Here is a 24,978-nt window from a genome sequence, read left to right as displayed (position 1 = left end):
GCGCGCGGAGCTCATGACCACACGCCGGCCCCCCGCCGCGTCCGCGCCCCGACCACGCCGCCCCGAGCGGCGTGCGTCCCCGCAGAAGTCCCCCTCTCCGGGCAGTGCCGGGGCCGTGCGGCACGGCCTGGCCCGGGTGCTGTCCAAGGCGGGCCTGTGCTCGCGCACCGAAGCGGCGCGCTGGATTGCCGACGGACGGGTCACGGTGGACGGGCGGGTCATCAACAACCCCGAGTACCCGATCATCGATGGGCACCACCAGGTGCGCGTGGATGGACGCGCGCTGGATGCGCCGCGGCGCATCCATCTGATGCTCAACAAACCGCGCGGGCTGGTCACGACCGCACAGGACGAGCAGGGCCGCGACACGGTCTACCGCTGCTTCGACGGTGCCGGCCTGCCGTGGATCGCGCCGGTGGGGCGCCTGGACAAGGCCAGCGAAGGGCTGCTGCTGTTCAGCAACGATCCGCAGTGGGCCGCCCGGCTCACCGACCCGACGACCGGGCCGGACAAGACCTATCACGTGCAGATCGACACGATCCCCGATGCCGCGCAGTTGCAGGCGCTGTGCGCCGGCGTCGAGGATGACGGCGAGCGCCTGTGCGCGCGGCGTGTCGACCTGCTGCGCAGCGGCGAGAAAACCGCCTGGCTGGAAGTGGTGCTGGAGGAGGGGCGCAACCGCCACATCCGCCGCCTGCTGGCCGCCGTCGACATCAATGTGCTGCGGCTGGTGCGCGTGGCCATCGGACAGCTGCCGATGGGTGAGCTGGGCAAGGGCGCCTGGCGCGAACTCAGCCAACACGATCTGGACCTGCTGTATGCCGCGGCCAAGGGCGCTGCGGCCTCACCGTGACCTCGCGGCCTGCCGGCATGTGGCAGGCCAGTCGACCCGGGCAATGGATGGCCTTCGAAGGGACATTCCGATCATCACCGGGAGCAAGACCATGCACGTCAACTCTTTCCACCGTTTCCTCCTGCGCGGCGGCGGCCTGCTGGTACCCGTCGCGCTGCTGGGCGCCTGCGGCGGCCATAAGCAGATGGCCAAGGCGCCGCCACCGGCGAGCGAACCGATCGTGGAGATCCAGACGCCGGAGCTGGACGGCCGGGGCAGTTACCGTTTCCTGATGAGTGACGGCGACAGGCGCATGAGCGCCGACGAGTTCGATGCCTGGATGAAGGCCAACGGTATCCGCGTGGCCAAGGGCAACGCGCAGGATCGCGCCGCTGCGGTGGTGGTGGCCAGCAAGGAAACGGCGAAGGACAAGAAGAAAAAGAAATGACGCCCTGTGCGCGACCGGGCAAGGGCGGGCCAATGCCGTAGCGCGGGGCAATGCCCGCGCTACGGCAGGCGCTGATCACCCCTTGATGACGCCCAGCTCGACACCGATGCGGGTGAAAGCGTCGATCGCGCGATCCAGGTGCGCACGCGTATGTGCGGCGCTGATCTGGGTGCGGATGCGCGCCTGGCCCTTGGGCACGACCGGGAAGAAGAACCCGATCGCGTAGATGCCTTCCTCGAGCAGGCGCTCGGCGAATTTCTGCGCGAGCGGCGCGTCGTACAGCATCACCGGGCTGATCGGATGCACGCCCGGCTTCACGTCGAAACCGGCGGCCGTCATCTTCTGGCGGAAGTAGGCGGTGTTGTCGGCCAGCGTGCTGCGCAGGTCGCCGGCGGCGGCCAGCATCTCGAAGGCCTTGATGCCGGCAGCCACCACGTGCGGCGGCAGGGAGTTGGAGAACAGATAGGGGCGCGAGCGCTGGCGCAGCAGCTCGATCACTTCTGCGCTGGCGGTGGTGAAGCCGCCCAGCGCGCCGCCCATCGCCTTGCCCAGCGTGCCGGTGATGATGTCGATCTTCTCCAGCACGCCCTTGACTTCGGCCGAGCCGCGGCCGGTGGCGCCGAGGAAGCCGGTGGCGTGGCATTCGTCGATGTGCACCAGTGCGTTGTACTTCTTCGCCAGCGCGGTGATCTCGTCCAGCGGCGCGATGAAACCGTCCATCGAGAACACGCCGTCGGTGGTGATCAGCTTGGTCCTGCAGCCGGCGGCGTCGGCGGCCTGCAGCTGCGCTTCCAGGTCGGCCATGTCGCAGTTGGCGTAGCGGAACCGCTTGGCCTTGCACAGGCGCACGCCGTCGATGATCGACGCATGGTTGAGCGCATCGGAGATGATGGCGTCGTTTTCGCCGAGCAGCGGTTCGAACAGGCCGCCGTTGGCATCGAAGCAGGCCGCATAGAGGATGGTGTCCTGCTTGCCGAAGAAGTCGGCGATCTGCCTCTCCAGCTGCTTGTGCAGGTCCTGGGTGCCGCAGATGAAGCGCACCGACGCCATGCCGAAGCCGTGGCTGTCCAGCGCATCCTTGGCCGCCTGGATCAGGTCCGGGTGGTCGGCCAGGCCGAGGTAGTTGTTGGCGCAGAAGTTCAGCACCGTGCGGCCGTCATCCAGCGTGATCTCGGCCGACTGCGGGCTGGTGATGATGCGTTCGGACTTGAACAGGCCCTGGGCGCGGATCGCCTCCAGTTCTTCAACGTAGTGCTGGGTCAGCGGGGCGGTGATGGCGTCGCTCATGGCAGGCAGTCTTCGGCACGGGAAACCCGGGATTTTACCTGTCCCCGTCGGTACCGGGGCCGCCCTCCGGCGGCGGGCGGGCCGGGGCATGAGCGAAAACGGTTGCGCATGTGATTGTTGCATCGCAATATCAATCAGGTTAAAAAACCGTAAACCCCGCCGCACCTGCCCCCACGTCTGGAGAGACCCCGCATGAACCACGCCACGCGCTGCACCGCCGCCGTTGTGCTCTGCGCCGCCCTGCTTGCCCCGTTCGCCGCCGCTGCCCAGGACGAGACCGAGTCTCCCTTCAGCTGGAACGTCACCGCGGTATCGGACTACGTGTTCCGGGGTGTCTCCCAGACCGACGAGGACCCGACTCTGCAGGCCGGCTTCACCTACACCTCGCCGGTGGGCCTGTATGCGGGCGTGTGGGGCTCGGGCGTGGACTTCGGGCCGGGCGACCCGAACCTGGAGATCGACTACCTGATCGGCTACGGAGTGGATGTCACGGACGGCGTCAATTTCGACGTGCTGCTCAACCGCTACACCTACCCGGGCGCCAGCGAGCTGAACTACAACGAGCTGATCACCACCACCACGTTTGCCGAGCAGTACAAGCTCACGGTGGCCTACACCAACGACCTGTCCGGGTCCGATACCAAGAGCTGGTATTACGCGGTGGGCGGCGAGTGGGGCCTGCCCAATGACTTCACCCTGAGCGCGAACGTCGGCCGCACCTCGCTCGAGACCGATTTCGGCAAGGACTACACCGACTTCAACGTCGGCGTGAGCCGCCAGTTCGGCCTGTTCAACCTGGGTCTGGGCTACCACGGTACCGATGGTGCCGGTCGTGACAACAACGGCAGGCTGGCCGACAACCGCGTGGTGTTCACCGTGGCCGTGGGCAAATGACCTGACGCGGCGATGGGCATGAAAAAGGCGCCGAAAGGCGCCTTTTTCGTACCGACACCCGGTCGGCACCCAGCCCGGCAGGGCATCACCTCCGTGGCAGGTCACGACCGGTGGCCGTGACGCGCCGCATGGTCAATTCCAGCTCAGCACGACCTTGCCGGCCTTGCCCTGTTCCATCAGGTCGAAGCCCTTCTGGAAGTCGTCGATCGGCAACTGGTGGGTGAGCACCTTGCCGAGCGGGAAGCCGGACAGTACCAGCTGGGTCATCTTGTACCAGGTCTCGTACATCTTGCGGCCGTAGATGCCCTGCACCGTGAGGCCCTTGAAGATGATCTTGTCCCAGTCGCAGCCGGCGCCCTTGGGCATGATGCCGAGCATGGCGATCTTGCCACCGTGGTACATGCAGTCGAGCATGTCGTTGAAGGCGCGCGGATTGCCGCTCATTTCCAGGCCCACGTCGAAGCCCTCCATGTGCAGGTCCTTCATCACGTCCTTGAGCGAGGTGTTGGACACGTTGACCACGCGGGTGGCGCCCATGTCGGCCGCCAGCTTCAGGCGGAAATCGTTGACGTCGGTGACCACCACGTTGCGCGCACCGATGTGCTTGCAGATGCCGGCAGCGATGATGCCGATCGGACCGGCACCGGTGATCAGCACGTCTTCGCCGATCACGTTGAACTCCAGCGCGCAGTGCGCGGCGTTGCCATACGGGTCGAAGAAGGCGGCCAGCTCGGACGGGATCTGGTCGGGGATCGGCCACAGGTTGCTGGCCGGCATCACCATGTACTCGGCGAAGGCGCCGTTGACGTTGACGCCGATGCCCACGGTGTTCGGGCACAGGTGCGGGCGGCCGCCACGGCAGTTGCGGCAGTGGCCGCACACGATGTGGCCTTCGGCCGAGACGCGCTGGCCGATCTCATAGCCGGTCACGCCCGGGCCGATCCCGGCGATGCGGCCGACGAATTCGTGGCCGATGGTCAGACCCGGCTTGATGGTGCGCTGGCTCCATTCGTCCCACAGGTAGATGTGCAGGTCGGTACCGCAGATGGCGGTCTTTTCCAGCTTGATCAGGACTTCGTTCGGGCCCGGGGTGGGGACCGGAACCTCTTCCAGCCAGATGCCCTTGGCGGCTTCACGCTTGACCAGGGCCTTCATTGTTTGCTGCGCCATCGGGGTGGAACTCGTCTGGGGGAAAACGCGGATTATAGAGCCGCCGGCAGTTTTCCCATGCTGCGTTGCGGGTGGTCCGGGGTCCCCCTGGGGGGCCATGACTTCCGGGCATCGGGGCGGGGCGGGTGCTGGGCTACACTCGGTGGTTCTTTCACCAGGGGCTGCTCAATGCGCTCGAACCTGCTCGCTTTCTCCGTCGTCGCCAGCCTTGGGCTGGTCCAGGTCGCCCATGCCGCCGAAGGCATGTGGGTGCCCCAACAGCTGCCGGAGATTGCCGGCCCGCTCAAGCAGGCCGGCCTGAAGCTGTCCCCGGAGCAGATCTCCAACCTGACCGGCGATCCGATGGGCGCGGTGGTGGCACTGGGTGGCTGCACCGCCAGCTTCGTGTCGCCGCAGGGCCTGGTGGTCACCAACCACCACTGTGCCTACGGCGCGATCCAGCTCAACTCCACCGCCGAGAAGAACCTGATCAAGGACGGCTTCAACGCACCGACCCTGGGCGATGAACTGAGCGCAGGCCCCAACGCCCGCGTATTCGTGCTCGACCAGATCACCGACGTGACCGACCAGGCCAAGGCCGCCATCGCCGCCGCCGGCAAGAACCCGCTGGCCCGCACCCGCGCGCTGGATGCCTTCGACAAGGCCCAGACCGCCGCCTGCGAAGCCGATGCCGGCTTCCGCTGCCGCCTGTACAGCTTCTCCGGCGGCAATACCTACCGCCTGTTCCGCAACATGGAAATCAAGGACGTCCGCCTGGTCTACGCGCCCCCGGGCAGCGTGGGCAAGTTCGGTGGCGACATCGACAACTGGATGTGGCCGCGCCACACCGGCGACTTCTCGTTCTACCGTGCCTACGTGGGCAAGGACGGCAAGCCGGCCGCGTTCTCGGCCGACAACGTGCCCTACCAGCCCAAGCACTTCCTGAAGTTCGCCGACCAGCCGCTGGGCGCCGACGACTTCGTGATGGTGGCCGGCTACCCGGGCCGTACCAACCGCTACGCGCTGGCCGCTGAGTTCAACGACACCGCCAGCTGGACCTACCCGACCATCGCGCGCCACTACAACGCGGTGATCGACCTGATCGGCAAGGCCGGCCAGCAGGACGCGGACATCAAGGTGAAGTACGCCGCCACGATGGCCGGCCTCAACAACACCGCCAAGAACTACCAGGGCCAGCTGGATGGCTTCAAGCGCATCGACGCCGCCGGCCAGAAGCAGGCCGAGGAAGCGGCCGTGCTGGCATGGCTGAAGAAGCAGGGCGCCGCCGGCAAGCCGGCGCTGGCCGCGCACGCGCAGCTGATCAAGCACCTGGAAGAAGGCCGCGCCACCCGCGACCGCGACCTGATCGTGGGCCAGTTCAACAACACCTCGGTGCTGGGTTCGGCAATCGCGCTGTATCGCCTGTCGATCGAGCGCAGCAAGGCCGACGCCGAGCGCGAAGCCGGTTACCAGGAGCGCGACCTGCCGTCGATCGAGGGTTCGCTCAAGCAGATGGACCGCCGCTATGTGGCGCGCATGGATCAGCAGCTGCAGGCCTACTGGCTGGGCCAGTACGCCGCACTGCCGGCCGCGCAGCGCAACAACGAGGTGCTGAACCAGTGGCTGGCGGGCAGCGACAAGGCCGCCATCGACGGTCTGGTGAGCAAGTTGTCGGGTACAAAGCTGGGCAGCCTGGATGAACGCCTGAAGTGGTTCAAGGCCGACCGCGCGGCATTTGAAGCCAGCACCGATCCGGCGATCCAGTACGCGGTGGCCGTCATGCCTGCGCTGCTGAAGCAGGAAGAGCAGAGGAAGACCCGCGAAGGCGAGTCGCTGGTCGCGCGTCCGCTGTACCTGCAGGCGCTGGCGGACTACAAGAAGAGCCAGGGCGAGTTCGTGTACCCGGACGCCAACCTGTCGCTGCGCATCACCTTCGGCAACGTCATGGGCTATGCGCCGAAGGACGGCGTGGCCTACACCCCGTTCACCACGCTGGAAGGCATCGTCGCCAAGGAAACCGGTACCGATCCGTTCGACTCGCCCAAGGCGCTGCTTGATGCGGTCAAGGCCAAGCGGTACGGCGGTCTGGAAGACAAGCGCATCGGCTCGGTACCGGTGAACTTCCTGTCCAACCTGGACATCACCGGCGGCAACTCGGGTTCGCCGGTGCTGGATGCCAATGGCAAGCTGGTCGGCCTGGCCTTCGACGGCAACTGGGAGTCGGTCAGCTCCAACTGGGTGTTCGACCCGGTGATGACCCGCATGATCTCGGTGGACAGCCGTTACATGCAGTGGATCATGCAGGAAGTGGCGCCGGCGCCGCAGCTGCTGAAGGAACTGAACCTGGTCAAGTAAGCCGGGCAGGGCAGATCCACCGAGCCCCGCTGCGAAAGCAGCGGGGCTTTTTTTGTGGTCGGTTGAGCCGACCGTTGGCCGGCTGGCCGCGCGCGGCGCTGCACTGATCGCGGCCGCCGTCAACCGCAACCGGGTGGTCCCCGGCGCAACGTGGGCGCAGAGCGGCCAGACCGCGTCCGGCACGGGTTCGATGCGTCAACCGGGTATGATCCCTGTTCCGCGCGCTTTCACAGGATGTGAACGAAACGCCGGAACTCCTCCCCCCAAGGACCCTTTGCTCGCATGCGCATCCTGCTTGCCCGTCACGGCGAAACCCCGTGGAACGCCGAAGGCCGCTACCAGGGCCAGATCGATATCCCGCTGTCGCCGATCGGCGAAGCCCAGGCCCAGGCGCTGGGCGAACGCCTGGTCTCGGTCGACATCACCCGCGCCGTCGCCTCGCCGCTGTCGCGTGCGCAGCGCACCGCCCAGCTTGCATTGGGCAGCGCGCGCGCCGACATGCTGCTCACCGAACCGGATCTGCAGGAAATCGCCCACGGTGAGTGGGAGGGTCTGCTGGCCAGCGAAATCAACGACAAGGATCCGTCGCGGCTGAAGGCCTGGCGCGAAGAACCGGACACCGTCCTGATGCCGGGCGGCGAATCGCTGCGCCTGGTCCTGGAGCGCAGCTGGCGCGGCCTGGCCCGCGCCGCCGACGGCCTCGGCGAGCACGACATCCTGCTGGTCGTCGCCCACGACGCCGTCAACCGCGTGATCCTGTGCCGCATCCTCGGCCTGCCGCTTTCCCGCCTGTGGACCTTCCGCCAGGCGCCGACCACCCTCAACCTGCTCGAAGGCTCCGACCTGGACAGCCTGGAAGTGGTTCGCCTGAACGACTGCGCCCACCACACGCCGTTCTTCGGCGAAGCCAAGCACCGCGCGCTGTAACGCCGTCCCGTCCCGCCCCGACGTCCGCCACATTGATCCAACGCCCATGACCATCGCCCGCCCGCAGACCCTCACCGACTGGCTCACCTACATCGAGCAGCAGCACCCGGCCACCATCGACATGGGGCTGGACCGGGTGCGTACCGTGGCGCAGGCGATGAGCCTGGGCGCGCCGGCCGCCCGTACCATCGTCGTCGGCGGCACCAACGGCAAAGGCTCGACCGTAGCCTTCATCGAGGCCATCGCACGTGCCGCCGGCTGGAAGGTCGGCGCATACACCTCCCCGCACCTGCTGCGTTACAACGAACGCGTGCGCATCGATGGCCAGGACGTTGCCGACGAGGCACTCGTCGCTGCATTCGCCGCGGTTGAACAGGCGCGCGGGCAGACCACGCTGACCTATTTCGAGTATGGCACCCTTGCCGCGCTGCACCTGTTCGCCGCCGCCGGGCTGGACCTGGCGGTGCTGGAGGTCGGTCTGGGCGGGCGCCTGGATGCGGTCAACATTGTCGACGCCGACGTGGCCGTGATCACCACCGTGGACATCGACCACAGTGACTGGCTCGGCGAAGACCGCGAGGCGATCGGCACCGAGAAGGCCGGCATCATCCGCGGCTGGAAGCCGGTCATCCTCGGTGAAACCGATCCGCCGTCCAGCGTGCTGGCCCGCGCCTACGTGCTGGGTGCCAACGCGATCCGCGGCGGCAGCGACTTCTTCGCCGACGTCATTGACGCACAGCACTGGCGCTGGCGCGACGTCGGGTTCCGCATCGACCTGCCGACGCCGGCGCTGCGTGGGCCGATCCAGCTGCGCAATGCCGCCTCGGCGATTGCCGCGCTGCGCGCGCTGGACAAGCCGTTGCCGCGCGCGGCGTTCGTGGAGGGCATTGCCAATGCGCGCATCCGTGGCCGCCTGCAGTCCTTCGACCGCAACGGCGTGGAGGTGCTGGTCGACGTCGGCCACAATCCGCAGGCCGCACGCGAGCTGGCCGCCGCGCTCAAGGCCGCACCGGCCGCCGGGCGCACCGTGGCCGTGTTCGCGGCACTGCAGGACAAGGACGCCGCCGGTGTGGTCGAGGCGTTGGCGGCGCAGGTCCAGACCTGGCACCTGGCCGGCCTGGACGGCGCGCGCGCGCAGAGCGCCGAGGCGTTGCAGGCGCGCCTGGCCGGCACGGCCGCGGCCGATGGCAACCGCCATGCCAGCGTGACCGATGCGCTGCACCAGGCCCTGCGGGATAGCCAGCCCGGTGATCGCGTGCTGGTGTTCGGTTCCTTCCACACGGCCGCGCAGGCCCTGCAGTGGCTGGAAGCGACAGCGTGAATCCCGTCGGCGGTCCTGTGCCGCCGTTCAGCCGCATTCGACGCCGCGCGTGCGCGCGACCGTATAATCGCCGTGGCATTCCGCCGCGCCGCCCTGCCTGCCTTCCGTGGATACTCCTCTGAAACAGCGACTGATTGGTGCCATCGTTCTGGTGGCTTTGGCTGTGATCTTCCTGCCCATGCTGGTCAAGGGCCCCGCGCCGGACAGCGGCGTGGCCAATGTGCCGATCACCGCGCCGGCTGCACCGTCAGACGGACAATTCGAAACGCGTGAGTTGCCCCTGGTGGCGCCGACCGGGGCCGCCACCGGCCTGCAGAGCGGGGTGTCCAGCACCCAGCCGCTGGCCGACACCAGTGCCGTGGCTGCCGATGCGGCGCCGGCTGACACCTCCCCGGCCGTGGCTGCGGGCAATTACGCGGTCAGCTTCGGCGCCTACGGCAGCCAGGCCGATGCCGACGCGGTGATCGCCTACCTCCGGAAATCGCAGCTTCCCGGGTTCAGCGAGCCGGCCACGATCAACGGCCGCCCGGCCTGGCGCGTGCGCGTGGGGCCCTACGCGGATCGCGCCCAAGCCGAGTCGGCCCGCCTGCAGGCAGTGAAGGTGCGCAGCGACGTCAAGGCCGAAGTAGTGACCTTGGACGCCCGTGCCGACAGCGCCGTGGCTGCCACACCCACGCCGACGCCCGCTGCCGCCCCGGCCAGCGCCTCCAGCGCCACCCCGGCCGCTGCAGCCGCCAATACGGTCAAAACCGAAGCGCTGCCGGCCGAACCGGTGGCGGCCGCCAAGCCCGAGCCGAAGCCGGCCGCGCCCAAGCCCGAGCCCGAGCCCGAGCCGAAGCCGGCCCCCGCCAAGCCGGCACCTGCAGCCGCCACCGTTTCCGCACCGGCCGCACCGGCCGCCAGCAGCGTCGGGTTCGCCGTGCAGCTGGGCGCCTTCGGCCAGGCCGCTGAAGCCAATGCACTGCGCGACAAGGTGCGCGCGGCGGGCTTCAGCGCCTTCGTCGAGCAGGTCCGCACCGACAAGGGCACGTTGAACCGCGTGCGCGTCGGGCCGGTGGCCAACCGCGCCGACGCCGAAAACCTCAAGGCCCAGGTCGCGGCCAAGGTCGGCGTGGCCGGCATGGTCCGCCCGCACCCTTGAGCCCCGGCATGCACCGGCTGCCGGCCCCACGGCCCCACCGCGGCGTGCGGGCGTGATCGACATCGTGCTGCTGGCGCTGATCGGCACTTCGGTGCTGCTCGGGCTGATGCGCGGGTTCGTCGGCATCGTGGTCGCCACGCTGTCCTGGCTGCTGGCCGGCTGGGCGGCGTTCCTGTTCGGCAACGACGCCGCGCACTGGTGGGCTGCACCGGCGGCGCCCGGCACCGGCCATTACGTGGGCGGCTACCTGGGCGTGTTCCTGGCGGTGATGATTGCCGTGGGCGGGATCGGAATGCTGATCAAAGCGGCCGTGAAGGTGACCTGCCTGACCGGCGCCGACCGCCTGCTGGGCGGGGCCCTGGGCCTGGTCCGTGGGGCGTTCCTGGGCTGCGTCCTGCTGATGCTCGCCGCCTTCACGCCGCTGCCCGACGAGGCCGCCTGGCGCGACTCCCAGGTCCGCCCACTGCTCCAGCCCGGCGTGCGCTGGATGCAGGCGCAGCTGCCCGAGGTGGCGCTGCCGGAGGTGAATCTGCCGCAACTGCCTCCGCTGGAATTGGGCAAGCCGCTCGCGACAGGCGATAATGGCGTGCTTGGCGAGGTAGTGGCAGGGCGCGGATGGCCGCGTCCGGTTGACGAGGCGAGGGACCCGGTACCTGCCGACGCTGCGGCGCGCGGACCGGCTTCCACACTGCCCACCAACATCGAGCCGGCGCGCGCGCGTCCGGACGACACCGCTCCCTCGCGGAACGGTTCCCCCGGCCAGGCACGGCCACCTTCACTGTAGATGGGCACAGCCCAGCGGAGATTCGCACCATGTGTGGCATCGTCGGAATCGTCGGCAACCAGAACGTCGCCGGGCAGTTGTATGACGGCCTGACCGTCCTCCAGCATCGCGGCCAGGATGCGGCCGGCATCGCCACCGCCGATGGCACCCGCCTGCGCGTGCAGAAGGCCAACGGTCTGGTCCGCGACGTGTTCGACGCCAAGCGGATGTCGACCCTGGAGGGTCGCGTCGGCATCGCGCATGTGCGCTACCCGACCGCCGGTTCGGAAGGCATGGATGAAGCGCAGCCGTTCTACGTCAATTCGCCGTATGGCATCGCGCTGGCCCACAACGGCAACCTGATCAACACCGAAGCGCTGCGCCAGCAGGTGTTCGAACAGGACCGCCGCAACGTCAACACCGATTCGGACAGCGAAGTGCTGCTGAACGTATTCGCCTACGAGCTGGACGCGCAGCGCCAGCTCACCCCGGAAGCGGCGATCCGTGCCGTGGCCGGCGTGCACCGCCGCTGCAAGGGCGGTTATGCGGTGATCAGCGTGGTGCTGGGCCTGGGCCTGGTCGCCTTCCGCGATCCGCATGGCATCCGCCCGCTGGTGCTGGGCAAGCGCGCCCATGCCGAAGGCGATGAATACATCGTGGCGTCCGAGTCGTCCGCGCTGGACGTGCTGGGCTTCCAGCGCGTGCGCGATGTGCGCCCGGGCGAAGCGCTGGTGATCACCGCGCGCGGCGAGCTGTTCTCCGAAGTGTGCGCCGAGCCGGCCGAGCACAGCCCGTGCATCTTCGAGTACGTGTACTTCGCGCGCCCGGATTCGATGATCGACAACGTCTCGGTGCACAAGGCGCGCATGCGCATGGGCATCAAGCTGGGCGAGAAGATCCTGCGCCTGCGCCCGGACCACGACATCGACACCATCATTCCGATCCCGGACACCTCGCGTGACGCCGCGCTGGAGATCTCCAACACGCTCGGGGTGAAGTACCGCGAAGGCTTCATCAAGAACCGCTACATCGGCCGCACCTTCATCATGCCGGGGCAGGGCGAGCGGGTGAAGTCGGTGCGTCGCAAACTCAATCCGATCCACCTGGAATTCCGCAACCGCGTGGTGCTGCTGGTAGACGATTCGATCGTGCGCGGCACCACCAGCCAGCAGATCGTCCAGATGGCGCGCGACGCCGGTGCGCGCAAGGTCTACCTGGCCAGCGCCGCGCCGCCGGTGCGTTACCCCAACATCTACGGCATCGACATGCCGGCGGCCGAGGAACTGGTCGCGCACAACCGGAGCGTCGAGGAAATCGAGGCGCACCTGGGCTGTGACTGGTTGATCTACCAGGACATCGAGGACATGGAAGCGGCGGTGCGCGAAGGCAATCCGGAGCTGAAGACGTTCGACTCCTCGTGCTTCAACGGGATCTACCCGACCGGGATTGAACCGGGCTACTTCGAGCGCATCCAGCAGTTGCGTTCGGACGATGCCAAGCACAAGCGGCGCGCCTGAGGCCGTTGGCATGGGCGAGGCGATGGACACTGCCGCCGGCAACCTGCTGCGCGCCGCGCAGCAGTGCCTGGCCGAGCCCGATCCGCTGCGCAAGGTCGCGCTGACCCAGCACTACGCGGCGCAGTTCCGCGCCGGGCGCCTGAAGGCACCGGCCGAGGCGCCGCCCCCCGAACCAATCCGCATGCCGGGCCGCCCGGTGCGGCCGACCCTGGTGCACCCGCGCGATTTGCCGCGACGCGGCCTGGGCAGTGCGGAGGGGCGCGCTGCGTTCATCCACGCCATCGCCCACATCGAACTCAATGCCATCGACCTCGCGTGGGATGCGGTGTACCGCTTCCGCGGGCTCCCCGGATCGTTCCACGCCGACTGGGTGGGCGTGGCGGACGACGAGTCGCGTCATTTCATGCTGCTGCATGGTCGCCTGCAGGCCCTGGGCCATGCCTACGGCGACTTCGACGCGCACAACGGCCTGTGGGAGATGTGCGAGAAGACCGCGCATGACGGCCTGGCACGGATGGCGCTGGTGCCGCGCGTGCTCGAAGCGCGCGGGCTGGATGTGACCCCGGGCATGATCGTCAAACTGCGTTCCAGCGGCGATGCCGACACCGCCGACGTGCTGGAGATCATCCTGCGCGAGGAAGTGGCGCATGTGGCGGCCGGCTCGCGCTGGTACCGCTGGTACTGCACCCGTGCAGGCGTCGAACCACGGCCGCGCTTCATGGCACTGCTGAAGGAGTACGCCGGCGGTTTCCTGTATGGCCCGTTCAATCTCGAAGCGCGGCTGCTGGCCGGGTTCGACGAGGACGAACTGGCCGAACTGATCGAGCAGACCGAGATGCGCGGTCAGGCGTTGGCCAGCACCACGCGCTGACCGTCCTCGGTCGGCCGGTTCACGTAGAACAGTCCCGGGCCGGGCCGATAGGGCAGCTCGCGGGCGGCCTCGTCGGCGGCGTACAGCAGCGCCGTATCGCCCAGCGCATCGAAATTCCAGTGGGCCGACTGCATCACGTAGCGCTGCCGCAGCAACCGTTCCTGCGCGGCATCCAGCGGCTGGCCGGCCAGCAGGCGCGCGGCAATGGGCAGCAGCGGTGCCGGCAGAGCCAGCGCCGGGTCCTGGTCCGGTGTGGCCCGCCAGGGCACGCCGGCCGCCGCCGCCCGCTGGTGCAGCAGGCGCAGTGCGATCCACTGGTAGCGCGGGTCGATGGCCCGCCGCAGTACCACCGCCGCGTAGACGTGCAGCGTGGGCAGCAGGCGCACGCTGCGGCTGCCGGCCCGACGCTGCTGCTGCCACTGGTGCCACACGTCGACCCACACCGCCTCGTCGCCCAGGCTCAAGGTGGCCTGCCACTGGCGACACTGCGCCTGTGCACGACGATGGACGTCGCTGGCACGCAGCAGCGACAGGGGCGGCGTCGCGCCGTCGGCCAAGCCGTGGTCATCGAGGATCTGGCCGAGCGGGCGGGTCAGCAGTTTGGGGCCTTCCACCGTCTGGTCGTAGCCGCCGCCGATGTTGGCGTGCACACCGGGCAGGGCGATTTCCTCGTGCGGCGGTGCCACGCTGGTCAGCGCGAAGTGCTCGCGATGTTCGTCGCGGGCGGTGAGCTGCAGCACCGTGTCCGCGCAGTCGGCGGCGAGTGCGACCTCGGGCAGCTGGTCGCGCTGGCGACGATCGACCGCCACCACGGTATCGAGCAGCCCGACGAAACGGACCCGGCGCGCTTGCCCGGGGAACGCCGGCGCCAGCGCCAGCCCGGCGCGCACCAGTTGTTCACGCAGCCAGGCCGCTCCCTCGGGGCGCGCAAAGCGATTGACGGCATCGCGTGCGGCGGCGGCACCGCGCGAATAACCGAACAGGTCCACCCGCACCGCGGCGATCGCCGGCAGCCTGGGCTGCCGGGCCAGCGTGCGCAGGGCATCGGGCAGCAGGACGTCCAAGGCGCGGTGGACCTTGGCGCGCACGCCGGTCCGGCCAACGCCGAAGGCCAGGCCCATCAGGTCGTCGTCCTTGCCGGTGCGCGTGCCGACGCCCTCGATGTAGATCGCCAGTGACAGCGGGCCGGCGGCCGGGTGGCCGGTGCCGCGATGGTCCGGGTACAGGCCGTGCAGACGCGCAATGTTGGTCAGGCCATTGCTGTAGCTGCTGGTCAGCCGGCTCTGGTAGGGCGAGGCATCGTCGGCGCGGATCGCCGGCGGGCGTGGAGCGGGTGTGGTGCTGCCGGGCGGACGCGAGGCGTGCCGCAGGTTGTCGGCATTGTTGCGGGTACCGTCGAAGAACAGGCCGATCTGCAGCGGTACCGGCGCTGCCGTGCCTTCATTGCCATGTCCCCCCGCCATGTCGCTCCTGCCCCCCGGTCGATGCCCGATCACGTTAGCGCGAAACCGGGACTGGCGCGACGGGGAGGCGGAACGTGATGTTGCTGAACCGTGCGGATGCGGATCACAGATTTGAAAGGTCATCAGTTGCATCTATTGAATTCACGCGATCAACAGGCGCCATATGGCGCTGGCCTGTCGCAATCGGCCGCTTGCAGCAACGACTTCCCCGCAGTGTTCCCACTCATAGAGAGCCGACATGATGTCCAGATCGATGAGCAAGACCGCAGGTGTGATCACGTTGTGCCTGTTGACCGCCGGCAGTGCCTCGGCCGCGTCGCTGTTCGCCCCGGTCACCGTGGTGAGCCGCGCATCGGCCAGCAGCCAGCCGGCGCTGAGCGCGCTGATGAACTCCCCGTCCACGGCCACCGTGCAGGAAGTGCAGGTGGATGCGGCTGCGGTGACCGCGACCCAGAAGCAACTTGAGTTCGAGCTGCTCGGGCAGCCGGTGCAGGCCCTGCAGAGCCGTGTGGAGACCCTCGCCGACGGGGGCAGCGTGTGGTACGGCCAGCTCGGTACCCGTGCCGGTGCGCGGCTGGCCAAGGCCGGTGCCCCGGACCCGCTCAACCAGGTCATCCTGGTGCGCGCCGGCGACACGGTCACCGGCACCATCCGGCGTGATGGCCAGCTGTACCGCCTGCGTCCGATCAGCGACGGGCGCCACGTGCTGGTGGAAGTGGATGAGTCGCGCATGCCGGCCGACCATCCGGCCGACTACAACCGGCTGCCGACGGTGGCGATGCCGGTCAACGAGCAGATCGGCATTGCGGCCGCGTCCTCGGGTACGCCGGCCACCATCCGCGTACTGGTGGTGGCCACCAACGGCGCGGTCGCCGCGTACGGCGGCAACATGCAGTCGCTGGTGCAGCTGGCCGTGGCGGAATCCAACCAGGGCTACGTCAACAGCAACGTCGGCATCACGCTGCAGCTGGCCGGCTACGAGACCACCGCATATACCGAGTCCAGCAGCTTCTCCACCGACCTGGCGCGCTTCCGCCAGACCAGTGACGGCTATATGGACAGCATCCACACCAGCCGCAACACCACCCGCGCCGACGTGGCGGTCCTGGTGATCAACAACGCCAGTTCCTGCGGCCTGGCCTCGGGCATCGGCTCCACCGCCAGCACAGCGTTCGCCGCCGTGCACTGGGACTGCGCGACCGGGTACTACTCCTTCGCCCATGAGATCGGCCATCTGCAGAGCGCCCGCCACGACATCGCCACCGATTCGAGCACCTCGCCGTACGCCTATGGCCACGGCTACCGTTACCAACCGGCCACGGGCACCGGCTGGCGCACGATCATGGCCTACAACTGCACGCGCAGCTGCCCGCGGTTGAACTTCTGGTCCAACCCGAACATCAGCTACAACGGGATTCCGATGGGCATTGCCGCCAGTGCGGACAACCAGCGGGTGCTGGTCAACACCAAGGCAGCCGTCGCCGCGTTCCGCTGACGCTGCCGGGGACTGTGGGTGCCCACCCGGCAAGGGTGGGTACCCACTCGACCAAGCGGGCAGGTGCCAACGGTGGGTCGGTACCTTACGCCAGCGATTCCAGCGTCCACCCCTGTGGGGTCACGCGCAGCACCGAACCCTGTTCGTACCAGTCGCCGAGCACGATGCGCGTGCACTCGCGCCCGCCCGCGTGGAGCGTGTGGATCGCCGGACGATGGGTATGGCCGTGGATCATGGTGTCCACGCCGTACCGGATGAAGGCGGCCTCCACGTCGGCCGGGGCGACGTCGGTGACCGTTTCGAACTGGGCCCTGTCGCCCTGCTTCATCTCCGACTGGCGCGCCTGGCTGGCATCGCGCGCCTTCTGTGCGAACGCGATGCGCGCGGCCAGCGGCTGCGCCAGGAACTGCGCCTGGAAGGCCGGGTCGCGGGTCTGCGTGCGGAACTGCTGGTAGGCCACGTCATCGGTGCACAGCAGGTCGCCGTGCTGCAGCAGCACCGGCCGGCCGTAGAGGTCGATCACGCTCGGGTCGGGCAGGATGCGGAACCCCGCGCGCCGGGCGTAGTCGTCTCCGACCAGGAAGTCGCGGTTGCCGCGGATGAAGTACACCGGCACCCCGGCGTCGGCTACCGCGTGCAGCGCATCGGCCACCGCATCGGCGGCGGCGGACGGCGTATCGTCGCCGATCCAGGCCTCGAACAGATCGCCCAGGATGTACAGCGCGTCGGCCTGCAGTGCGTCGCGCTGCAGGAAGGCCAGGAACAGGTCGGTGATGGCTGGACGGCTGGGGTCCAGATGCAGATCGGAAATGAACAACGTGGTCATGCGCGCATTGTAAAACGTCGGGCGCCGCCGCACCGCCTCACACCGGCAGCGGCAACCACTGCAGGCTGGCACCGGCCAGGCCGGTGGCGATCGCGGTGGCGGCCAGCACATCGCTGGGATAGTGCAGGCCCAGTACCACCCGCGACACCCCGACCGCCGCCGTGAACGGTACCAGCAGCGGTGCCAGCCACGGGTAGTAGGCCAGCGCCACGATGGTGAAGGACACTGCGTGCAGGGTATGGCCGGAAGGAAAGCTGAACTCGTCCAGCGGCGCTACCCACGCGCGGATACGCAGATCGGCGGTGTAGGGGCGCGGGCGTCGTGTCCAGCGCTTGAGGCCCTTGTAGAGCAGCAGCGCCAACAGCCCGGTGGCCGCCATGTGCAGCGAGGCGCGCAGGCCGTCGAAGCCGTCCAGCAGCACCAGCGCGCCCATCAGGACGTACCAGAACACGCCGTCGCCGAGGCGGCTGACCGCGGCAAACCCCTGCCGTACCCGCCGTCGCCGGCAGTAGTGATTGGCGCGGCGGCACCAGCGCGCTTCATGGCCGCGCAGGGCGTCAAGCGGCGTGGTCGGCATGCGGCCTCCGGGCCTGGGCCAGCTCGGCAAGCAGGGCATCGAACTCGGCCACCACCTGCTGCGGATGCAGCCGCTTCATGGCGAGGGCCGCGTTGCGCCCGAGCCGCGCCCGCAGCACATCGTCCCCGGCCAACTGCACGGCGGCGGTCACGAACGCGGCGTCGTCGCCGACCGCAATGCCGCTCTCATCGGTGCGCAGGTGTTCGCGCGCCGCGCCATAGTCGAAGGCCACCGTGGCCAGGCCGCTGGCCATCGCTTCCAGGGTCACGTTGCCGAAGGTCTCGCTGCGACTGGGGAACAGGAACAGATCGCCACTGGCGAAATGGCGGGCCAGCGCATCCCCGCGCTGTACACCGCAGAAGATGAAGTCCGGGTTGTCATGCGCCAGTGCGGCGCGCGACGGGCCGTCGCCGACGAACACGAAGCGGGCTTTGGGCCGCACCTGCTGCAGCCGCCGGAAGGCCTTCACTGCCAGCGCAAGGTTCTTTTCGGGTGCGATGCGGCCGACGTAGATCGCGGCAAAGCCGGTGCCGTCGATGCCCCATTCCTCGCGCAGCGCCGGATCGCGCCGGGTCGGCTCGAACTGACGGCTGTCCACCGCGCGCGCCAGCAGGCGCACCCGCTCAAAGCCCTGTTCGCAGAGGAACTGCTGCAGCTCCTGGGTGGGGACCAGGGTGGCGTCGGACTGGTTGTGGAAGCGCCGCATCCAGCGCAGTGCCGCAGCCTGCAGCCAGGCCACGCCGTAGTCGGGCAGGTACTCGTCAAAGCGCGTGTGGAAACCGGTGGCGACCGGGATGCCCATCCGCCGCGCCGTACGCAGGGCCGACCAGCCCAACGGGCCTTCAGTGGCGATGTAGATCGCATCCGGGCGCTGCTGCTGCCACTGGCGCGCCAGCCGCTTGGGTGCCGGCAGGCCGAAGCGCAGGCCGGGGTAGCGGGGCAGGGCCGCTCCGGACACCAGCAGGGTGCTCTCCCCGTCGGCGTCGCCGGCCTGGCGTGGACGCACCAGATCAACCTGGTGGCCGGCCGCACGCAGCCCCTGTTCGAGCCCCTGGACGGTCAATGCAACGCCGTTGACCTCGGGTGGATATGTCTCGGTGACGATGGCATAGCGCATGGCGGACCTCCCGTATGCGCGCATGCTGGGCGCCGGCGATGTAGCCGACATGACCCTGGCATGACCATCGGATGACGGCCCGGCCGGGCCGCCCGGTTCAGGCCACGAACGGCCTGAACTGCATCCCCAGCCCTGCCAGGCCCTCGGTTTCGCCGATCAGGTCGGCGCGCAGCAGCGGCCGCGCGTCGATGAACGCCTGTGGGAGGATCAGCGACAGCCGGGTGTCGTCGGCGGTCAGTTCCAGTGCCGGCATGGGGGTGTCCTCGTGGGCGCGGTTGAGCAGCACCGCCAACCGCAGCAGGGCGGCCATCCGGCGCGCCGGCAGCAGCAGGCGCTCGGGCAGCGCATCGAAGGCGGCCTTGGGCACGTTGCGGCGATGGGTGCGCACCAGCGCGGCCAGCAGTTGCTGTTCCTGGCGCGAGAAGCCGGCGATGTCGGAGTTCTCCAGCACATAGCTGCCATGCACGTGGTAGCCGCTGTGCGCGATCATCAGGCCCAGCTCGTGCAGGCGCGCGGCCCAGCCCAGCATGCGTGCATCGTCGGGGTCCAGCCCCCAGGCGGCGTCCACCTGGCCAAGCAGGTCCATCGCGGTGCGTTCCACGCGCTCGGCCTGCACGGTATCGATCCCGTAGCGCAGGCTGAGCGCGGCCACCGACTCGTCGCGCAGGTCGTTCTCGCTGGCGCGGCCGAGGATGTCGTACAGGATGCCTTCGCGCATGGCCGCTTTGCTGACCAGCAGCTTCTGCAGGCCCAACGCCTGGAAGGCGGCCTCCAGCACCAGGATGCCGCCGGCGATGATCGGGCGGCGGTCGGCCGACAGGCCGGGCAGGTCGATGTCGTCGATCCGTTTGGCCTTGAGCAGCTCGTCGCGCAGCTGCGGCAGGGCCTCGGCGGTGATCGCGCCCTTGCTCAGCTTCATCGTCGCGCAGATTTCGCTGATCGCTTTGTGTGTGCCCGACGAGCCGAGCGCTTCGTGCCAGCCCAGCGCGCGGTATTTGGTGGCGAACTGCTGGAACTCGGCGCCGATCTCGGTCAATGCGTCCTTCCAGCGCTTGCGGCTGAGTTTGCCGCCGGGGAAGAAGCGCCGCGTGCTGGCAATGCAGCCAGCCTGCAGGCTTTCGCGCTCCAGGGTCTGCATGCCCTGGCCGATGATGAACTCGGTGGAGCCGCCGCCGATGTCGATCACCAGGCGGCGCTGGTCCGCTTTGGGCGGCTGCGCGTGGGCCACGCCCAGGTAGATCAGGCGCGCCTCCTCGCGGCCGCTGACCACTTCGATGGCATGCCCCAGCGCGGTTTCGGCCGGCATCAGGAAGGCCTGCGGCGAGCGCAGCTGGCGCACGGTATTGGTGGCCAGGGCGCGGACGCGCACCGGCGGAATGGCGCGGATGCGCTGGCCAAACCGGGCCAGGCATTCCAGCGCGCGCTGCCGCGCGTCGGCGGACAGGCCGCCCTTGCCATCCAGCCCATCGGCCATGCGCACCGTCTCGCGCAGGCGGTCAACCACCCGCAGCTGCCCGAGCGTGTAGCGCGCGATGACCATATGGAAACTGTTCGATCCAAGATCGATGGCGGCGAGCAGGTCGCCATCCTGCAGGGCGGGCGGAGTCGTGGTGGTATGCGGCATGGGCGAATGTTAGCCGAAGGCCGGTGTGCGGCGTCACCGCACGGCCTTCACATGGGATGCGACGCAGTGTCGCGTGACAGGGCCGGCCAATGGCCGGAACACCGCGCTGCCTCGAGGGGCCCCTTACAGACCCTGCATCAACGCCATCTGCGCCGAGTGCGGCGGCTCGTCATGGGCCGGGGCGCACTTGTGGTAGTTGCCGTCCGCGTGCAGTTCCCAGGCGTTGAGGTTGTCATCCAGGTAGTTCTGCAGCACATCGCGGTACACCTTGCGTGCCAGTTCCGGGTCCAGGATCGGGAAACAGGTCTCGACCCGGCGCAGCAGGTTGCGCTCCAGCCAGTCGGCGCTGGCGCAGTACAGCTCGGCGGCGCCATCGTTGCCGAACCAGTACACCCGGCTGTGTTCCAGGAAGCGCCCGACGATCGAGCGCACCCGGATGTTGTCCGACACCCCCGGCACGCCGGGACGCAGCGTGCACGCGCCGCGCACGATCAGGTCGATCTGCACGCCGGCCTGCGAGGCGGCATACAGCGCCCGCACCACCTGGGGTTCGTTCAGTGCGTTCATCTTGGCGATGATCCGGCCCGGACGTCCGCTGGCGGCCAGCCGGGTTTCGCGTTCGATCCGCTGCAGCACGCCGGTGTGCAGGGTGAAGGGGGACTGCAGCAGGCGCTTGAGCTTCATCCGCGGGGCCAGCCCGGACAGCTGCTGGAACAGCAGGTGTACATCGTTGCCGATATCGGCATCGGCGGTGATCAGGCTCAGGTCGGTGTAGGCGCGTGCGGTGCCGCTGTGATAATTGCCGGTACCCAGGTGCACGTAGCGACGCAGCTTGCGGCCTTCACGACGCACGATCAGCAGCATTTTGGCGTGGGTCTTGTAACCCACCACGCCGTACACCACCTGCACGCCGGCTTCCTGCAGGCGATCGGCCAGGCCGAGATTCGCCTCTTCGTCGAAGCGCGCGCGCAGTTCGACCACCACCGTGACGTCCTTGCCGTTGCGCGCGGCCTGGATCAGCGCATCGACGATCAGCGAGTCCTTGCCGGTGCGGTACAGCGTCTGCTTGATCGCCAGCACGTTGGGGTCGATCGCGGCCTGCTTGATCAGATCCAGCACGGCCGTGAACGCGTCGAACGGGTGGTGCAGCAGCACGTCCCTGCGCGCCACCACCTCGAAGATGCCGTCGCTGTCGCGCAGCGTGCGCGGGCTCATCGGCGGGTACTTCAGGTCCGGGCGGGCCAGCAGATCGTACAGCTGGACCACGCGGTTGAGGTTGACCGGCCCGTCGATGCGGTAGACCGCGTTCTCGGTCAGCCCGAAGTTCTGCAGCAGGGTGCGCACGATGTCGCGCGGGCAATCCTGCGCGATCTCCAGCCGCACCGCAGGCCGGTAGCCGCGGTCGACCAGCTCGTCGCGCAGCGCCAACGCCAGGTTCTCCACCTCTTCCTCGTCCACCACCAGTTCGGAGTTGCGGGTGACGCGGAACTGGTAGGCGCCCTGGACCTCCATGCCCGGGAACAGCTCGTCCACGAAGGTGGACAGCACCGAGGACAGGAAGACATAGGTCTGCCCCCCGCCGAGCTTTTCCGGCAGCTGGATGATGCGCGGCAGCGAGCGCGGCGCACGCACGATGGCCAGATGGCCGGCGCGGCCGAACGCGTCGGTGCCCTTGAGCACCACCACGATGTTCAGTGACTTGTTGAGGATCTTCGGGAACGGGTGCGACGGGTCCAGGCCCAGCGGCGACAGCACCGGCATGATCTCGTTGCGGAAGTAGGCACGCAGCCAGCGCTTCTGCCGATGGTTCCAGGAGTGGCGGCCGAGCACGTCGATGCCGGCCTCGTGCAGGGCCGGGCGCAGCGTGTCATTCCAGCAGCGGTACTGCTGATCGACCAGTTGCGCGGCGCGGTCGTGGATGGCGTTGAGGATCGCCTGCGGACTCATGCCGTCCGGGGCCGGCGGCAGACCGAATTCCTGCGCGTGGCGCACCGCGGCGGCGCGGATCTCGAAGAACTCGTCCAGGTTGGTGCAGGAAATGCACAGGAATCGCAGGCGCTCCAGCAGCGGCACCTGGGTATCCAGCGCCTGGGCCAACACCCGGAAGTTGAAGTCGAGCTGGGACAGCTCGCGGTTGATGTACAGCGCGGGGTCGCGCAGCGGGTCGCTGTCCACATTCACAACGGCTGGAACGAGATTGCTCATGCGGAAAAGTCCTCGGAAGAGGGAAGGGAGGCCAGCTCATTGCGCGCGCGCACGTGATCGGCATCGAAGTGGCAGGAGAACACACTGCCCTTGCCGACCTCGCTCTGGATCTCCAGGCGGGCGTGGTGGAGGCCGAGAATGTGTTTGACGATCGACAGGCCCAGCCCGGTGCCGCCGCTTTCGCGTGAACGGCTGCTGGAGACACGGTAGAAGCGCTCGGTCAGGCGCGGCAGGTGGTTGGCCGGAATGCCGTAGCCGCTGTCGCGCACCGACAGTACCGCGCCGTCGCCTTCGCGTGCCAGTACCACCTCGACGCGGCCACCGGCGGGCGTGTAGCGCACGGCGTTGGTGACCAGGTTGGAGAAGGCGCTGTGCAGTTCCTTGTTGGAGCCCTGCAGGTCCACGCCGGCGCTGTCGACGATGCTGATCTGGTGGCGGCCCTGGCTGTGCGCCTCGGCCTCGCGGCGCAGGGTGGCCAGCATCGGCGTCATGGCCACCGTTTCTTCTTCGGTATGTTCCTGCGATTCCAGCCGCGACAGCGTCAGCAGGTCTTCCACCAGCTGGGCCATGCGCTGGGACTGCTTGCGCATCTCCTCCAGCATCGGGCCGGTGCCGGGGAAATCCTCCGGGTCCATCATGTCCAGGTAGCCGTGCACCACCGTCAGCGGCGTGCGCAGTTCGTGCGAGACATTGGCGACGAAGTCGCGGCGCACCTGCTCCAGTCGCAGCAGCTTGCTTACATCGCGCGCGATCAGCAGCCAGTAGTCGGGCGAGTAGGGGATCAGGCGCAGATTCAGGCGGATCGCCGGGTCCACCGGCGATGGCACGTCCAGGATCGGCTCGGCATTGCGGCCGCCCGCCAGCCAGTGCGCCAGCGGCATCGGCTGCAGGCGTTCGACCAGCGCCTCGCCGAGATCGCCGGGATGATGCAGTCCGAGCAGCGAGGTTGCCGCTTCGTTGAACCACTGCACGCGCTGGCTGTTGCGATCCACCACCACCACCGCGTCGGGCAGCGCCGCGGCGGCGGCGCGGTAGCTGCGCAGCATGTCCAGCAGGCGCCGCTTGCGCGTGCGCATTTCCAGCTGGTTGCGGTACAGCAGCCGGTCCAGCTCATTCCACACGCCGGTGCCGTCGCCCACATCCCAGCGATGACGCGCGGTCAGCCGGCGCAGCACCCGCCGCAGCCGCCAGTAATGCCAGGCCAGCGCACCGATGGCCGCCAGCGCGATGCACATCCACACCTGTCCCAGCAGCAGGCCCAGAACGGCGGCCGCCAGCAGCAGGGTGGCCAGGGTAGCCAGCGTTTTCAACCAGGCGGAACGGATGTGGCGCGGCATTACAGTCTCGTAAAAAGTGTCCGTAGCGCGGGGCTCTGCCCGGCTGAATCAACAGGATCTGCCCCGCGCTGGACGGGCTGGAATCAGGTGGCGGTGGAGAAACGGTAGCCCGCGCCGCGCACGGTCTGCACCATGTTCTCCGCACCGAACGGCTCCAGCGTCTTGCGCAGGCGGCGGATGTGCACGTCGATGGTACGTTCTTCAACATACACGCTGCCGCCCCACACGTGGTCGAGCAGCTGCGCGCGGGTATAGACGCGCTCGGGATGGGTCATGAAGAAGTGCAGCAGGCGGTACTCTGTGGGGCCGATCGGCACCGGCTGGTCGCCGGCGAACACGCGGTGCGCCGCGCCGTCGATACGGATCGTGCCGACCGCCACGCTGCCGTCTTCGTCATCGTCGCGCGCACGGCGCATCACCGCCCGGATACGCGCGAGCAGTTCGCGCGCCGAGAAGGGTTTGACCACGTAGTCGTCCACGCCGGCTTCCAGCCCACCGACGCGGTCATTTTCTTCGCCACGGGCGGTGAGCATGATGATCGGCACCTCACGGGTGAGGGCCTCCTTGCGCCAGCGCCGGGCCAGGTCCAGGCCGCTGGTGCCCGGGAGCATCCAGTCCAGCAGGATCAGGTCCGGGACGCGATCGGCGATGGCGGTCTGGGCCTCGCGGGCATCGCCGGCGTGGATCGGGTCGTAATCGCCCTTGCGCAGGGCGAACGCGACCATTTCGCGGATCGCGGGTTCGTCGTCGACGATCAGGATGCGTTTCTGCACGTGCCCACCGTAATGCTTATCAGACCGGGATTGAGCCCAGTAGACTACGGTTTCAT

Annotated in this window: 21 protein-coding genes; 11 read left to right on the top strand and 10 right to left on the bottom strand. The window is 68.5% G+C overall.

The features are described from left to right. Positions 1 to 13 precede the first annotated feature (13 nt). Entirely contained in the window at positions 14 to 853 is an 840-nt protein-coding gene (locus GDJ08_RS07395; RefSeq protein WP_153164577.1) for a pseudouridine synthase, read from the top strand. Positions 854 to 944: 91 nt separating this feature from the next. Then, positions 945 to 1,280 carry a hypothetical protein gene (locus tag GDJ08_RS07390; RefSeq protein ID WP_153164576.1) on the top strand — a complete coding sequence of 112 codons (336 nt, stop codon included), beginning with the start codon at positions 945 to 947 and terminating at the stop codon, positions 1,278 to 1,280. A 75-nt stretch (positions 1,281 to 1,355) separates the two neighbouring features. On the opposite strand, the gene kbl is transcribed toward GDJ08_RS07390, so the two are convergent. Then, the gene (kbl, locus tag GDJ08_RS07385; protein WP_017356798.1) at positions 1,356 to 2,567 is read right to left on the bottom strand and encodes a glycine C-acetyltransferase; all 1,212 of its coding nucleotides are present in this window, start codon (positions 2,565 to 2,567) and stop codon (positions 1,356 to 1,358) included. Positions 2,568 to 2,759: 192 nt separating this feature from the next. Here kbl and GDJ08_RS07380 point away from each other — a divergent pair, with 192 nt between their 5' ends. Further along, positions 2,760 to 3,461 carry a TorF family putative porin gene (locus GDJ08_RS07380; protein ID WP_017356797.1) on the top strand — a complete coding sequence of 234 codons (702 nt, stop codon included), beginning with the start codon at positions 2,760 to 2,762 and terminating at the stop codon, positions 3,459 to 3,461. A gap of 132 nt (positions 3,462 to 3,593) precedes the next feature. Here GDJ08_RS07380 and tdh read toward each other — a convergent pair whose 3' ends face one another. Continuing rightward, a complete protein-coding gene (gene tdh, locus GDJ08_RS07375) occupies positions 3,594 to 4,616 on the bottom strand; it encodes an L-threonine 3-dehydrogenase (RefSeq protein WP_026070885.1) in 1,023 nt (340 codons plus the stop codon). A 183-nt stretch (positions 4,617 to 4,799) separates the two neighbouring features. Between tdh and GDJ08_RS07370 the strand changes: the two genes are divergently transcribed. From GDJ08_RS07370 to GDJ08_RS07340, 7 genes are all read left to right on the top strand, one after another. Beyond that, positions 4,800 to 6,965 carry a S46 family peptidase gene (locus tag GDJ08_RS07370; RefSeq protein WP_136005542.1) on the top strand — a complete coding sequence of 722 codons (2,166 nt, stop codon included), beginning with the start codon at positions 4,800 to 4,802 and terminating at the stop codon, positions 6,963 to 6,965. Positions 6,966 to 7,247: 282 nt separating this feature from the next. Next, entirely contained in the window at positions 7,248 to 7,892 is a 645-nt protein-coding gene (locus tag GDJ08_RS07365; protein WP_153164575.1) for a histidine phosphatase family protein, read from the top strand. Positions 7,893 to 7,938: 46 nt separating this feature from the next. Continuing rightward, a complete protein-coding gene (gene folC / locus GDJ08_RS07360; protein WP_153164574.1) occupies positions 7,939 to 9,213 on the top strand; it encodes a bifunctional tetrahydrofolate synthase/dihydrofolate synthase in 1,275 nt (424 codons plus the stop codon). Between the two features lie 106 nt (positions 9,214 to 9,319). After that, complete coding sequence (locus GDJ08_RS07355; protein ID WP_153164573.1) at positions 9,320 to 10,354, top strand: SPOR domain-containing protein; 1,035 nt, start codon at positions 9,320 to 9,322, stop codon at positions 10,352 to 10,354. A gap of 52 nt (positions 10,355 to 10,406) precedes the next feature. Further along, positions 10,407 to 11,138, top strand: a complete 732-nt coding sequence (locus GDJ08_RS07350; protein WP_136005548.1) for a CvpA family protein — start codon at positions 10,407 to 10,409, stop codon at positions 11,136 to 11,138. Positions 11,139 to 11,167: 29 nt separating this feature from the next. Continuing rightward, on the top strand, positions 11,168 to 12,634 hold the full coding sequence (gene purF, locus GDJ08_RS07345) for an amidophosphoribosyltransferase (protein WP_017357086.1): 1,467 nt from the start codon (positions 11,168 to 11,170) through the stop codon (positions 12,632 to 12,634). 10 nt (positions 12,635 to 12,644) lie between these two features. Next, positions 12,645 to 13,505: a ferritin-like domain-containing protein gene (locus GDJ08_RS07340; protein WP_206147307.1), complete on the top strand. Its 861-nt coding sequence runs from the start codon at positions 12,645 to 12,647 to the stop codon at positions 13,503 to 13,505. Here the strand turns inward: GDJ08_RS07340 and GDJ08_RS07335 are convergent. Next, positions 13,478 to 14,968, bottom strand: a complete 1,491-nt coding sequence (locus GDJ08_RS07335; protein ID WP_153164572.1) for a phospholipase effector Tle1 domain-containing protein — start codon at positions 14,966 to 14,968, stop codon at positions 13,478 to 13,480. The two genes, GDJ08_RS07340 and GDJ08_RS07335, sit on opposite strands and share 28 nt — an antisense overlap. Positions 14,969 to 15,206: 238 nt before the next feature. Here GDJ08_RS07335 and GDJ08_RS07330 point away from each other — a divergent pair, with 238 nt between their 5' ends. Further along, a complete protein-coding gene (locus GDJ08_RS07330; protein ID WP_017357089.1) occupies positions 15,207 to 16,463 on the top strand; it encodes a zinc-dependent metalloprotease in 1,257 nt (418 codons plus the stop codon). Positions 16,464 to 16,548: 85 nt separating this feature from the next. Here the strand turns inward: GDJ08_RS07330 and lpxH are convergent, their stop codons facing one another. The 7 genes from lpxH to phoB all read right to left on the bottom strand — a co-directional run bounded on the left by lpxH (position 16,549) and on the right by phoB (position 24,922). Continuing rightward, positions 16,549 to 17,289: a UDP-2,3-diacylglucosamine diphosphatase gene (gene lpxH / locus GDJ08_RS07325; protein WP_017357090.1), complete on the bottom strand. Its 741-nt coding sequence runs from the start codon at positions 17,287 to 17,289 to the stop codon at positions 16,549 to 16,551. A gap of 37 nt (positions 17,290 to 17,326) precedes the next feature. Beyond that, complete coding sequence (locus GDJ08_RS07320) at positions 17,327 to 17,866, bottom strand: phosphatase PAP2 family protein (RefSeq protein ID WP_153164571.1); 540 nt, start codon at positions 17,864 to 17,866, stop codon at positions 17,327 to 17,329. Next, entirely contained in the window at positions 17,847 to 18,983 is a 1,137-nt protein-coding gene (locus tag GDJ08_RS07315; protein ID WP_017357092.1) for a glycosyltransferase family 4 protein, read from the bottom strand. The genes GDJ08_RS07320 and GDJ08_RS07315 overlap by 20 nt, the downstream gene beginning before the upstream one ends. A gap of 97 nt (positions 18,984 to 19,080) precedes the next feature. Then, entirely contained in the window at positions 19,081 to 20,607 is a 1,527-nt protein-coding gene (gene ppx / locus GDJ08_RS07310; RefSeq protein ID WP_136005556.1) for an exopolyphosphatase, read from the bottom strand. A 123-nt stretch (positions 20,608 to 20,730) separates the two neighbouring features. Further along, on the bottom strand, positions 20,731 to 22,812 hold the full coding sequence (gene ppk1, locus GDJ08_RS07305; RefSeq protein ID WP_017357094.1) for a polyphosphate kinase 1: 2,082 nt from the start codon (positions 22,810 to 22,812) through the stop codon (positions 20,731 to 20,733). Beyond that, the gene (gene phoR / locus GDJ08_RS07300) at positions 22,809 to 24,149 is read right to left on the bottom strand and encodes a phosphate regulon sensor histidine kinase PhoR (protein WP_136005559.1); all 1,341 of its coding nucleotides are present in this window, start codon (positions 24,147 to 24,149) and stop codon (positions 22,809 to 22,811) included. Before phoR ends, ppk1 begins: the two co-directional genes overlap by 4 nt. A gap of 83 nt (positions 24,150 to 24,232) precedes the next feature. Further along, the gene (gene phoB, locus GDJ08_RS07295; RefSeq protein WP_017357317.1) at positions 24,233 to 24,922 is read right to left on the bottom strand and encodes a phosphate regulon transcriptional regulator PhoB; all 690 of its coding nucleotides are present in this window, start codon (positions 24,920 to 24,922) and stop codon (positions 24,233 to 24,235) included. Positions 24,923 to 24,978 lie beyond the last annotated feature (56 nt).

Source organism: Stenotrophomonas nematodicola (assembly GCF_009467805.1).
GTDB classification, from domain to species: domain Bacteria; phylum Pseudomonadota; class Gammaproteobacteria; order Xanthomonadales; family Xanthomonadaceae; genus Stenotrophomonas; species Stenotrophomonas nematodicola.
The sequence above is the reverse complement of the archived record's forward strand: the minus strand, read 5'-3'. Positions and strand labels throughout refer to the sequence as shown.